Source organism: Pseudomonas fragariae (ex Marin et al. 2024), assembly GCF_059621105.1.
On the sequence record NZ_CM184369.1, the window covers coordinates 3,830,919 to 3,844,020 of the forward strand.

A 13,102-nucleotide genomic window follows, 5' to 3' on the forward strand; every position below is an offset into this window, starting at 1 on the left:
TAGAATCGCGTCCTTTTACAGGTCAGCCGTTGAATCCCCATGCGTGATCCAGCCCCCTCGAACTCAGAAATGAAGCGCGTCATAGTCGGCATGTCCGGCGGCGTGGACTCTTCCGTTTCCGCCGTACTGCTCATGGAGCAGGGTTATCAGGTGGAAGGCTTGTTCATGAAGAACTGGGAAGAAGACGACGGAACGGAATACTGCACCGCCCGCGAAGACCTGGCAGATGCCCAGGCCGTGTGCGACAAGATCGGCATCAAGCTGCACACGGCGAACTTCGCAGCCGAGTACTGGGACAACGTTTTCGAGCACTTCCTCGAAGAGTACAAGGCCGGGCGCACGCCGAATCCGGACATCCTGTGTAACCGCGAAATCAAGTTCAAGGCGTTTCTCGACTACGCACTGATGCTCGGCGCCGACCTTATTGCTACCGGTCATTACGTACGTCGCCGCGATATCGATGGACGTACCGAACTGCTCAAAGGCCTGGACCCGAACAAGGACCAGAGCTACTTCCTGCACGCCGTTGGCGGCGAGCAGATTGCCCGCACGCTGTTCCCAGTTGGCGAGCTGGAAAAACCGGAAGTGCGTGCCATTGCCGAAAAGCACGGCCTGGCCACTGCCAAGAAGAAGGATTCCACCGGCATCTGCTTCATTGGCGAGCGCCGCTTCACCGACTTTCTGCGTCAGTACCTGCCTGCCCAGCCCGGTGAGATCAAGACCACCGAAGGCGAAGTCATCGGTCGTCACAGCGGCCTGATGTACCACACCATCGGCCAGCGTCAGGGCCTGGGCATTGGCGGTCTCAAGGACGCCAGCGACGATCCGTGGTACGTGCTGGTCAAGGACCTGGAAAACAATGAACTGATCGTCGGCCAGGGCAACGATCATCCCTGGCTGTTTTCCCGTGCGCTGGTCTCTTCGGAAATCTATTGGGTCAACCCGATCGATCTGAGCAGCCCGCGCAGGCTCACCGCGAAGGTCCGTTACCGCCAGGGCGACCAGCCATGCACGCTGGAAAAGACCGCTGACGGTTACCGCGCCACATTCGATGACCCACAACGCGCCGTCACCCCCGGCCAGTCCGTGGTGTTCTACGACGGCGAAATCTGTCTGGGCGGCGGCGTGATCGAAATTGCCGAACCCTGGACCACCAAGGACAAGCGTTGATGAGCCCGACTCAGGAACAACTGATCGCTCTGGGCGGTGTATTCCAGGCCGCCGTGCTGGTCGACCGGATCGCCAAGACCGGTCAGATCAGCGAAGCGGCCCTGAGCTGCATGCTCGGCAGCCTGCTGGTGGTCGACCCCAAGGATACGCTTGACGTTTACGGCGGCGACGACCTCAATCTGCACGAAGGCTATCGCGCCATGGCCAGCGCCCTGGAGCGTGACCCGGCAACCTTGCAACGCGAACCGTTGCGCTACGCCCTGTCGATGCTCGGCCTTGAACGCCAGTTGGCCAAGCGCGATGACCTGCTTGAAGTAATCGGCAAACGCATTCCGGTCATTCAGTCCCAGGTCGAGCATTTCGGCATCGCCCACGAGAACGTGATTGCCGCGACCGGCGCACTGTATCAGGACACCCTGAGCACCTTGCGCCAGCGCATTCAGGTACAAGGCGACATGCGCAACCTGCAGCAGCCGAACAATGCCTCGAAGATTCGCGGCATTCTGCTGGCCGGTATTCGCTCTGCCCGGCTGTGGCGGCAAGTTGGCGGTCATCGCTGGCAACTGGTGTTCAGCCGCCGCAAGTTGTTGAAAGAACTCTATCCATTGCTGCACGGCTGACCCGCCGCGCGCCAATGACCTTCACCACCCCAGGCACGACGCTGTCTACGCTGGTCAGCGGGCTCCGGTCCGACTGACTTTTCATGTATGATATGCGCCCTTTTCGTCGCCCGACTGTCCGAGAGCATCCCATGCAGCTTTCTTCGCTCACTGCGGTTTCCCCTGTTGATGGCCGCTACGCCGGCAAAACCCAGGCCTTGCGCCCTATTTTCAGCGAATACGGCCTGATCCGTTTCCGCGTGATGGTTGAAGTTCGCTGGCTCCAGCGTCTTGCGGCTCACCCGCAGATCACCGAAGTCCCGGCCTTCTCCGCGCAAGCCAACGCCATCCTAAATGCCCTGGCTGAAGACTTCTCCGTGGAGCATGCCGAGCGCGTCAAGGAAATCGAGCGCACCACCAATCATGACGTGAAGGCTGTGGAGTATCTGCTCAAGGAGCAGGCTGCCAAATTGCCAGAGCTGGAAAAGGTCAGTGAGTTCATCCACTTCGCCTGCACCAGCGAAGACATCAACAACCTGTCTCACGCATTGATGCTGCGCGAGGGCCGCGACACTGTCGTGCTGCCGCTGATGCGCCAGATCGCCGACGCTATCCGCGAGCTGGCGATTCGCTTCGCAGACGTGCCGATGCTGTCCCGCACCCACGGCCAGCCCGCCTCCCCGACCACACTGGGCAAGGAACTGGCCAACGTCGTCTACCGCCTCGAGCGCCAGATCAGCCAGATCGCGGCGGTCCCGTTGCTCGGCAAGATCAACGGCGCAGTCGGCAACTACAATGCCCACCTCTCTGCCTACCCAGACATCGACTGGGAAGCCAACGCGCGCGCCTTCATCGAAGACGAACTGGGCCTGGGCTTCAACCCCTACACCACGCAGATCGAACCGCACGACTACATTGCCGAGCTGTTCGATGCCATTGCGCGCTTCAACACCATCCTGATCGACTTCGACCGTGACATCTGGGGCTACATCTCGCTGGGCTATTTCAAACAGCGCACCATCGCTGGCGAAATCGGCTCCTCGACCATGCCGCACAAGGTCAACCCGATCGACTTCGAAAACTCCGAAGGCAACCTGGGCATCGCCAACGCACTGTTCCAGCATCTGGCGAGCAAGCTGCCTGTCTCTCGCTGGCAGCGTGACCTGACCGACTCCACCGTGCTGCGCAACCTGGGCGTCGGCTTTGCCCACAGCGTCATTGCCTACGAAGCCAGTCTCAAGGGCATCAGCAAGCTGGAACTGAACGAACAGCGCATTGCCGCCGATCTGGACGCATGCTGGGAAGTTCTGGCAGAGCCGATTCAGACTGTCATGCGTCGGTACAACATCGAAAACCCGTACGAAAAACTGAAAGAACTGACCCGCGGCAAGGGCATCGGTCCTGAAGCGTTGCAGACTTTCATCGACGGTCTGGATATGCCCGCCGAAGCCAAGGCCGAGCTCAAGAAGCTCACGCCAGCCAATTACATCGGTAACGCAGCCGCTCAGGCCAAGCGCATCTGACACGCAAAAAAATTGCACACGCCCGGCTGTGCCGGGCGTTTTCATTTCAAGGGCTTACACATGAATCCTGATATTCCTCTACAACTTCTGGGCGGCATCAGTGCTCGCGTTTTCCTGCGTGACTACTGGCAGAAAAAACCGCTGCTGATCCGCCAGGCTCTGCCGGACTTTCAAAGCCCGATCGACGCGGACGAGCTTGCCGGCCTCGCCCTGGAAGAAGAAGTGGAGTCGCGCCTGGTCATCGAAAACGGCGAGCGTCCGTGGGAGCTGCGCCGTGGCCCGTTCGCTGAAGACGAGTTCAGCAAACTGCCCGAGCGCGACTGGACGCTGCTGGTCCAGGCCGTGGACCAATTCGTTCCGGAGGTCAGCGAGCTGCTGGAAAACTTCCGTTTTCTGCCCAGCTGGCGGATTGACGACGTGATGATCAGCTACGCAGCCCCTGGCGGCAGCGTAGGTCCGCATTTCGACAACTATGATGTGTTCCTGCTGCAGGGACACGGCAAACGCCACTGGCAGATCGGCCAGATGTGCGATGCGGAAAGCCCGCTGCTGCAGCATGCCGATCTGCGCATCCTTGCCGAATTCGAGAAGACCGAAGAGTGGACGCTGGAACCGGGCGACATGCTTTATCTGCCGCCGCGCCTGGCGCACTGCGGCGTCGCCGTCGACGACTGCCTGACCTACTCGGTCGGTTTCCGGGCGCCAAGCGCTGCCGAAGTCCTGACTCACTTCACCGACTTCCTCAGCCAGTTTATCCCGGACGAAGAGCGCTATACCGATGCTGATGCCCAGCCGGTCAGCGACCCCCATCAGATCCAGCATGACGCGCTCGATCGCCTGAAAACGCTGCTGGCCGAGCACATGAGTGACGAACGCCTGCTGCTGACCTGGTTCGGCCAGTTCATGACCGAGCCGCGCTACCCGGAACTGGTAACCGGCCCCGAGCTCGACGAACAGGACCTGCTCGACAGCCTCGAGCAGGGCGCGGTGCTGATTCGCAACCCGAGCGCACGGCTGGCCTGGTCTGAAGTCGATGACGATCTGCTACTGTTTGCCAGTGGCCAGAGCCGCCTGCTGCCGGGCAGCCTGCGTGACCTGCTCAAACTGATCTGTGCCGCCGATGCGTTGCACAGCGAAAACCTCGGCCAATGGTTGGCCGATGACGAGGGGCGCAATTTGCTTTGCGAACTCGTAAAACAAGGAAGCCTGGGATTTGCCGATGAATAAAGTCACTGTAGCTGTCGCCCAATGGCAGAAGAACAACGCCGATATCCGGCGCATACGCGATTCGGTATTCATTGCCGAACAATCGGTGCCGCCGGAACTGGAGTGGGATGCCGAAGACGCAGGTGCCGTGCACTTTCTTGCGTACGAGGGTGAATATGCGGTGGGCACTGCCCGACTGCTGCCCGATGGCGAGATCGGTCGCCTGTCAGTCCTGAGAGACTGGCGTGGCCTGAAGGTCGGTGAGGCTCTGTTGGATGCCGTGATCCATGAAGCCGAACAGCGTGGCCTCAAGCCGCTCAAGCTGAGCGCTCAGGTGCAGGCCGTCGAGTTTTATCAGCGCTTCGGCTTTTCGGTTATCAGCGACGAGTTTCTCGAAGCCGGCCTGCCACACGTCGATATGCTCCGCGAAGCGTGATCAACGCCGTTATGTAGGCGCTCACCGCGGCACTACATAATGATCGCCCTGCCCTTTTTCGCTAGACCCTCTCAAGGTCGAACCGAAAAGCGGCAGGGCTTTTTTATGCCTGACCATTCAGCTTGATTGCCTGCAGCCGACACAGTGGCACAATCATGCTTTACGCGCTTACCGCGGAGAATGAACATGTCAGTACGCAACTTGCTCAATGCAGCGCTCACCTCGATGCTGATCGCCTTCAGCGCTCACGTCTTTGCGGCGACTGAAGTCGTCCCGCTCAACTACCGCACCAGTGCCGATCTGTTGCCGGTCGCCAAATCCTTTCTGGGCGACGAAGGCACCGTCAGCGCCTATGGCAATCAACTGATCGTGAACGCAGAGTCCCGCAAGATCGAAGAACTTCGCACCTTGATCTCGCAACTCGATACCGCGCCGAAACGCTTGCTGATCAGCGTCGACACCAGCGACAGCGCGACGCGCAGCAGCAGCGGCTCGCGAGTGATCGAGTACGGTACCGCCAGCCGTGAAGGCGGCGTGCAACAAGTGCAAACCAGCGAAGGCACTCCTGCACTCATCCAGGTTGGCCAGAGCGTACCGCTGACCTCCTCCTCCACGGACACGTACGGATACTCCCGAAGCGACACCGAGTACCGCAACGTAACCCAAGGGTTCTACGTCACGGCCAGCGTGACCGGCGACACGGTTCACCTGAGCATCAGCACCAATCATGATCGCATGAGCCAAGAGCGCCCTGACGCTATCAAGGTGCAAAGTACCGACAGCCAGGTCAGCGGTAGGCTCGGCGAATGGATCACGCTGGCGAGCAACAGCAACGAATCCGTCGCTGATCAGAGTGGCCTGGCGCAGCGCTATTCCACCCAGGGTCGCGACGACATGATTTTGCGCGTAAAGGTTGAAACCCTCGAATAGCCTGCCCGGGCTGAAAACCCAATACTTACGGGCCTTTTGATGACTGGCCGGTCGACTTCTCACAAATATGTAGTGATTTAAAAAAAGCACTACAAAACGTTTGACGCCCCCAGAAGTGCGAGGCATGATTGCCTCGCTCCCGCTAATCAGAGGCTTTGCAAAAAGCCTTCGAGTCGCCGCTCTCAATCACCCCGCAGAGCCGATTCGTGTCCGCACCGCCCACAAGGCAGTTTGACGAGGTTGCGACTGGAACGAAGTTGTCCCGAGGGACGGAAGCGTAAACGGTAACCCGGCAAGGCCAACGGTGATGCACAACGCCACTGCAGGTCCGACTGTCCACCTGACAGCCTCCTGTCCGGACGCCCGCTCTCCCCTCGAGCACATCGTTCACCCGTCGCGACCCACGTAACGTGCGGCTTCAAGCAAAACCCCGGATCAGCGAGCAGCCATCTACCGTGCCTTCGATAAACGAGGCGTTTTGGCGGAGCAGGACTTTCCAGCGAGACCTACTTCTAGAGGTTTATCACCATGGCACTGACACGCGAACAACAAATAGCGGCTCTCGAGAAAGACTGGGCTGAAAATCCGCGCTGGACAAACGTGACCCGTACTTACTCCGCTGCAGATGTGGTCCGCCTGCGCGGCTCGGTTCAACCCGAACACACCTTTGCACGACTGGGTGCAGACAAGCTGTGGAATCTGGTGACCCAGGGTGCCAAACCGTCCTTCCGGCCGGACAAGGATTTCGTCAATTGCATGGGCGCCCTCACCGGTGGCCAGGCCGTGCAGCAGGTCAAGGCCGGCATTCAGGCCATCTACCTGTCCGGCTGGCAGGTCGCTGCCGACAACAACTCTGCCGAGTCCATGTACCCGGATCAGTCGCTGTACCCGGTCGACTCGGTGCCGACCGTGGTCAAGCGCATCAACAACTCGTTCCGCCGTGCCGACCAGATCCAGTGGAAAGCCGGCAAGGCGCCGGGTGACGAAGGCTACATCGACTACTTCGCTCCGATCGTCGCAGATGCGGAAGCCGGATTCGGCGGCGTACTCAATGCCTATGAGCTGATGAAAAGCATGATCGAAGCCGGCGCCGCCGGGGTGCACTTCGAAGATCAACTGGCGTCGGTGAAGAAATGCGGCCACATGGGCGGCAAGGTACTGGTCCCGACTCAGGAAGCCATACAGAAACTGGTCGCTGCACGCCTGGCCGCCGACGTGGCCGGTGTACCGACCATCATTCTGGCCCGGACTGACGCCAACGCTGCCGACTTGCTGACATCCGATTGCGATCCGTACGACAAGCCATTCGTGACCGGCGAACGAACCCATGAGGGGTTCTACAAGGTTCGCGCCGGCCTCGATCAGGCCATCGCGCGCGGCCTGGCGTACGCGCCTTACGCTGATCTGATCTGGTGCGAAACAGCCAGGCCGGACCTCGACGAGGCACGCCGCTTCGCCGAAGCGATCAAAAAGCAATACCCCGATCAGTTGCTGTCCTACAACTGCTCGCCGTCCTTCAACTGGAAGAAAAACCTCGACGACGCAACCATCGCCAGGTTTCAGCGCGAGCTCTCGGCCATGGGCTACAAGCACCAGTTCATCACCCTGGCGGGCATTCACAACATGTGGCACAGCATGTTCAACCTGGCGCACGACTACGCCCGCAATGACATGACCGCCTATGTGAAGCTGCAGGAACAGGAGTTCGCCGACGCTGCCAAGGGCTACACCTTCGTGGCTCACCAGCAGGAAGTGGGCACGGGCTATTTCGATGACATGACGACCGTGATCCAGGGTGGCGTATCGTCGGTAACCGCACTGACCGGCTCAACCGAAGAAGAGCAATTCCACTGACACACCGCGCAACGCGTTGAAAATACAGGCCGTCCGTAAGGGCGGTCTGTCTGTTGTGTCAGAGGGTTCCGGTATTGACTTCGGACAATATGCAGTTGCCGAGCGACTGCTATAAAAGGCGCACTTTATAAGCAGTCCCGTCACCCACTATGCGCCGACTACCGTACTTTGAACTATCAAGGCCTCTTCAAATGATATTAATTATCATTCAAATTGCCTTTTATTCCTTTTCGTCATCAAGAAACATAATTAACGAAAACCCTGCTGACGCCCGCCTCACAGGCCCTGCAGCCTTCCCGACAGGTCTCGGGCGATTGATTCCGTAAATAAATTTGATGTAGAAAATTTACTTGCCAACTGTTTGCACATAAAATCAATCCGTTGACCGCACTGCGACATTTCGTCACTGACTCGACTCTTTATCAAGCACAGAGACCTTTGCTCTCTAACAAGGACTGACAGCATGCCCGAATCGACAGGTCTGATTGCCCACAACTGGGGCTTCGCCATTTTCCTTTTGGGTGTTGTCGGCCTTTGTGCCTTCATGCTCGGTCTGTCCAGCCTGCTCGGAAGCAAGGCCTGGGGCCGCAGCAAGAACGAACCTTTCGAATCCGGCATGCTGCCCACCGGCAGTGCGCGTCTGCGTCTCTCCGCAAAATTCTATCTGGTCGCGATGCTTTTCGTGATCTTTGACATTGAAGCCCTCTTTCTCTTTGCCTGGTCTGTGTCCGTCCGCGAAAGCGGCTGGACCGGATTCGTCGAAGCTCTCGTTTTCATAGCAATTCTGTTGGCAGGTCTTGTCTACCTATGGCGGGTTGGCGCTCTTGACTGGGCTCCTGAAGGTCGCCGTAATCGGCAAGCGAAGCTGAAACAATGAGGCTTTGGCGATGCAATATAATCTCACCAGGATCGACCCGGACGCTCCTAACGAGCAGTACCCCATCGGCAAACGGGAAACCGTTTCCGATCCGTTAGAAGATCAAGTCCACAAAAACATCTACATGGGCAAGCTGGAAGACGTGCTGAGCGGTGCGGTCAACTGGGGGCGTAAAAACTCCCTGTGGCCCTACAACTTCGGCCTGTCGTGCTGCTATGTGGAAATGACCACCGCTTTCACGGCCCCCCACGACATCGCGCGCTTTGGCGCTGAAGTCATCCGGGCGTCGCCACGGCAGGCGGATTTCATGGTTATTGCCGGTACCTGCTTCATCAAGATGGCGCCGATCATCCAGCGTCTCTACGAGCAAATGCTCGAACCCAAGTGGGTCATTTCCATGGGTTCGTGTGCCAACTCCGGTGGCATGTACGACATCTACTCAGTGGTCCAGGGGGTGGACAAATTCCTTCCCGTGGATGTCTACGTGCCCGGCTGCCCGCCCCGCCCCGAAGCGTTTCTGCAAGGCTTGATGCTGTTGCAGGAATCCATCGGCAAGGAGCGTCGCCCTCTTTCCTGGGTCGTTGGCGATCAAGGCGTATACCGCGCCGAGATGCCATCGCAAAAGGAACAGCGCCGCGAACAGCGTATTCAGGTGACCAACCTGCGCAGCCCCGACGAAGTCTGATCCAGCCCGTTCTTCTTATAAAAAAGACAAGAACCGGGGTTGATTCTGTACGTTGACCGAAGTGATTGAGACCTATGACTGCAGACAACGCTCTGTACATCCCGCCTTACAAGGCTGACGACCAAGATGTCGTCGTTGAACTGAATAACCGTTTTGGTGCCGAGGCTTTCACTGCCCAGCCGACTCGCACCGGTATGCCCGTGCTGTGGGTCGAGCGCGCCCGACTGTTTGAAATTCTGACGTTCCTGCGCAACGTGCCCAAGCCCTACTCCATGCTCTATGACCTGCATGGCGTGGACGAACGGCTGCGCACAAACCGTCGTGGTCTGCCCGGCGCAGACTTCACCGTGTTCTATCACCTGCTGTCGATCGAGCGAAACAGCGACGTGATGATCAAGGTAGCGCTTTCCGAAAGCGACCTGAGCGTACCGACCATCACCAGCATCTGGCCGAACGCCAACTGGTACGAGCGTGAAGTCTGGGACATGTTCGGTATCGATTTCCCGGGCCACCCGCACCTGAGCCGCATCATGATGCCGCCGACCTGGGAAGGCCATCCGCTGCGCAAGGACTTCCCTGCCCGTGCGACGGAGTTCGACCCGTACAGCCTGACCCTTGCCAAACAGCAACTGGAAGAGGAAGCCGCACGCTTCCGTCCGGAAGACTGGGGCATGAAACGCTCTGGCGCCAACGAGGACTACATGTTCCTCAACCTGGGCCCGAACCACCCTTCCGCTCACGGTGCGTTCCGTATCATTCTGCAACTGGACGGTGAAGAAATCGTCGATTGCGTTCCGGACATCGGCTACCACCACCGTGGTGCCGAGAAGATGGCCGAACGTCAGTCCTGGCACAGCTTCATTCCCTACACCGACCGTATCGATTACCTGGGCGGGGTGATGAACAACCTGCCTTATGTGCTCTCGGTCGAGAAGCTGGCAGGCATCAAGGTGCCGGAAAAGGTCGACGTCATCCGCATCATGATGGCCGAGTTCTTCCGTATCACCAGTCACCTGCTGTTCCTGGGAACCTACATTCAGGACGTGGGCGCCATGACACCGGTGTTCTTCACGTTCACCGACCGCCAGAAAGCCTACACCGTGATCGAAGCCATTACCGGCTTCCGTCTGCACCCTGCCTGGTACCGCATCGGCGGGGTCGCTCACGACCTGCCGCGTGGCTGGGAAAAACTGGTCAAGGACTTCGTCGACTGGCTGCCCAAGCGTCTCGACGAATACACCAAGGCGGCCCTGCAAAACAGTATTCTCAAGGGTCGTACCATTGGCGTCGCCGCCTACAACACCAAGGAAGCCCTCGAGTGGGGCGTCACCGGTGCAGGCCTGCGCTCCACCGGTTGCGACTTCGACCTGCGCAAGGCTCGCCCTTACTCGGGCTACGAGAACTTCGAATTCGAAGTGCCACTGGCCGCCAACGGCGATGCCTATGACCGCTGCATGGTCCGCGTCGAAGAGATGCGCCAGAGCATCAAGATCATCGACCAGTGCATGCGCAACATGCCGGAAGGCCCGTACAAGGCGGATCACCCGCTGACCACGCCGCCGCCGAAAGAGCGCACCCTGCAGCACATCGAAACCCTGATCACGCACTTCCTGCAGGTTTCGTGGGGCCCGGTCATGCCGGCCAACGAATCCTTCCAGATGATCGAAGCGACCAAGGGTATCAACAGCTATTACCTGACGAGCGACGGCGGCACCATGAGCTACCGTACCCGGATCCGCACCCCGAGTTACCCGCACCTGCAGCAGATCCCTTCGGTGATCAAAGGCAGCATGGTCGCGGACTTGATCGCGTACCTGGGTAGTATCGATTTCGTTATGGCCGACGTGGACCGCTAAGCATGAATAGCCCGCTAATCCAGACAGACCGTTTCGCCCTGAGCGAAACCGAGCGCTCGGCCATCGAGCATGAGATGCATCATTACGAGGACCCGCGCGCGGCGTCCATCGAAGCCCTGAAAATTGTTCAGAAGGAACGTGGCTGGGTGCCTGACGGTGCCATTTACGCGATCGGCGACCTGCTGGGCATCCCCGCCAGCGACGTCGAAGGCGTTGCCACCTTCTACAGCCAGATCTTTCGCCAGCCGGTCGGGCGTCACATCATTCGTGTCTGCAACAGCATGGTGTGTTTCATCGGCGGCCACGAAAACGTGGTCGACGAGATCAAGAACTCACTGGGCATCGGCCTGGGTCAGACCACCGCCGACGGTCGTTTCACACTGCTGCCGGTCTGCTGCCTCGGCAACTGTGACAAGGCGCCGGCCGTGATGGTCGACGACGACACTTTCGGCGATGTACAGCCTGCTGGCGTTGCCAAGATGCTGGAGGGTTACCTATGACCATCACTTCCTTCGGCCCTGCCAACCGCATTGCGCGCACGGCAGAAACCCATCCGCTGACCTGGCGTCTGCGCGACGACGGCGAACCGGTCTGGCTCGACGAGTACCAGACCAAGGACGGCTACGCTGCAGCGCGCAAGGCGCTGACGCAGCAGGCGCCTGACGATATCGTCCAGTCGGTCAAGGATTCCGGCCTCAAGGGCCGCGGTGGCGCAGGCTTCCCCACGGGGGTGAAGTGGGGCCTGATGCCCAAAGACGAGTCCATGAACATCCGCTACCTGCTGTGCAACGCGGACGAGATGGAGCCCAATACCTGGAAAGACCGCATGCTGATGGAGCAACTGCCCCATTTGCTGGTCGAGGGCATGCTGATCAGTGCCCGCGCGCTGAAAGCCTATCGCGGCTATATCTTCCTGCGCGGCGAATACGTCACCGCAGCCAAGCACCTCAATCGCGCAGTGGCTGAAGCCAAGGCCGCCGGTTTGCTGGGCAAGAACATTCTCGGCACCGGGTTCGACTTCGAACTGTTCGTGCACACGGGTGCCGGTCGCTACATCTGCGGTGAAGAAACCGCACTGATCAACTCGCTGGAAGGCCGCCGCGCCAACCCGCGTTCCAAGCCGCCCTTCCCTGCTGCGGTGGGCGTGTGGGGCAAGCCGACTTGTGTGAACAACGTCGAGACTTTGTGCAACGTGCCTGCCATCGTCAACAACGGCAACGACTGGTACAAGTCGCTGGCTCGCGAAGGCAGTGAAGACCACGGCACCAAGCTGATGGGTTTCTCCGGCAAGGTCAAAAACCCCGGTTTGTGGGAACTGCCCTTCGGCGTACAGGCTCGCGAACTGTTCGAGGACTACGCCGGCGGCATGCGCGATGGTTTCAAGCTCAAGTGCTGGCAACCCGGAGGCGCCGGTACGGGTTTCCTGCTGCCGGAGCATCTGGACGCGCAGATGTACGCAGGCGGTATCGCCAAGGTCGGCACCCGGATGGGTACGGGGTTGGCGATGGCGGTCGACGATTCGGTCAACATGGTCTCGCTGCTGCGCAACATGGAAGAGTTTTTCGCTCAGGAGTCCTGCGGCTTCTGCACGCCATGCCGCGACGGTTTGCCATGGAGCGTGAAGATGCTTCGCGCCATCGAGAACGGTCAGGGTCAGCCGGGGGATATCGAAACCCTGCTGGGTCTGGTCAATTTCCTCGGCCCTGGCAAGACCTTCTGTGCCCATGCACCGGGCGCCGTTGAACCCTTGGGCAGTGCGATCAAGTATTTCCGTTCCGAGTTCGAAGCCGGTATCGCGCCAGCCAGCGCAGCCACGCTCGTTCCGGGCAAAAGTCCGACAGTGGTCGGCGCATAACAAGACACAACGGTCGGCGGCTGTTCGGGCTGCCGTCCTCGTACCTGCTGACGCCCTCCGGGCTGAACGATACGGGTACTACCGAGATTCCATTAGCCACGCCCGCTGACA

At 59.4% G+C, this 13,102-nt stretch carries 12 protein-coding genes; all 12 read left to right on the forward strand.

From position 1 onward, the window contains the following. Window positions 1–39 precede the first annotated feature (39 nt). On the forward strand, window positions 40–1,170 hold the full coding sequence (gene mnmA, locus AC54XV_RS16385) for a tRNA 2-thiouridine(34) synthase MnmA (RefSeq protein WP_011268273.1): 1,131 nt from the start codon (window positions 40–42) through the stop codon (window positions 1,168–1,170). Beyond that, complete coding sequence (gene hflD / locus AC54XV_RS16390; RefSeq protein WP_003405097.1) at window positions 1,170–1,790, forward strand: high frequency lysogenization protein HflD; 621 nt, start codon at window positions 1,170–1,172, stop codon at window positions 1,788–1,790. The genes mnmA and hflD overlap by 1 nt, the downstream gene beginning before the upstream one ends. A gap of 131 nt (window positions 1,791–1,921) precedes the next feature. Further along, a complete protein-coding gene (gene purB, locus AC54XV_RS16395) occupies window positions 1,922–3,292 on the forward strand; it encodes an adenylosuccinate lyase (protein ID WP_129398261.1) in 1,371 nt (456 codons plus the stop codon). 60 nt (window positions 3,293–3,352) lie between these two features. Beyond that, window positions 3,353–4,519 (forward strand): ribosomal protein uL16 3-hydroxylase, encoded by a 1,167-nt coding sequence (locus tag AC54XV_RS16400; RefSeq protein WP_003405098.1) that lies wholly within the window; start codon window positions 3,353–3,355, stop codon window positions 4,517–4,519. After that, window positions 4,512–4,934 (forward strand): GNAT family N-acetyltransferase, encoded by a 423-nt coding sequence (locus tag AC54XV_RS16405; protein WP_003405100.1) that lies wholly within the window; start codon window positions 4,512–4,514, stop codon window positions 4,932–4,934. The genes AC54XV_RS16400 and AC54XV_RS16405 overlap by 8 nt, the downstream gene beginning before the upstream one ends. Window positions 4,935–5,120: 186 nt before the next feature. Continuing rightward, window positions 5,121–5,864, forward strand: coding sequence for a secretin N-terminal domain-containing protein (locus tag AC54XV_RS16410; protein WP_003405102.1), 744 nt, complete (start codon window positions 5,121–5,123; stop codon window positions 5,862–5,864). A gap of 528 nt (window positions 5,865–6,392) precedes the next feature. Further along, window positions 6,393–7,718 carry an isocitrate lyase gene (aceA, locus tag AC54XV_RS16415; protein WP_011268275.1) on the forward strand — a complete coding sequence of 442 codons (1,326 nt, stop codon included), beginning with the start codon at window positions 6,393–6,395 and terminating at the stop codon, window positions 7,716–7,718. A 463-nt stretch (window positions 7,719–8,181) separates the two neighbouring features. After that, a complete protein-coding gene (locus AC54XV_RS16420; protein WP_002554011.1) occupies window positions 8,182–8,595 on the forward strand; it encodes an NADH-quinone oxidoreductase subunit A in 414 nt (137 codons plus the stop codon). A gap of 10 nt (window positions 8,596–8,605) precedes the next feature. Then, on the forward strand, window positions 8,606–9,280 hold the full coding sequence (locus AC54XV_RS16425; RefSeq protein ID WP_003405105.1) for a NuoB/complex I 20 kDa subunit family protein: 675 nt from the start codon (window positions 8,606–8,608) through the stop codon (window positions 9,278–9,280). 74 nt (window positions 9,281–9,354) lie between these two features. Continuing rightward, window positions 9,355–11,136, forward strand: a complete 1,782-nt coding sequence (nuoC, locus tag AC54XV_RS16430; RefSeq protein WP_011268276.1) for an NADH-quinone oxidoreductase subunit C/D — start codon at window positions 9,355–9,357, stop codon at window positions 11,134–11,136. A 2-nt stretch (window positions 11,137–11,138) separates the two neighbouring features. Next, complete coding sequence (gene nuoE / locus AC54XV_RS16435) at window positions 11,139–11,636, forward strand: NADH-quinone oxidoreductase subunit NuoE (RefSeq protein WP_003371730.1); 498 nt, start codon at window positions 11,139–11,141, stop codon at window positions 11,634–11,636. Further along, window positions 11,633–12,991, forward strand: coding sequence for an NADH-quinone oxidoreductase subunit NuoF (gene nuoF / locus AC54XV_RS16440; protein ID WP_003405108.1), 1,359 nt, complete (start codon window positions 11,633–11,635; stop codon window positions 12,989–12,991). Before nuoE ends, nuoF begins: the two co-directional genes overlap by 4 nt. The last annotated feature ends 111 nt before the right edge of the window (window positions 12,992–13,102 follow it).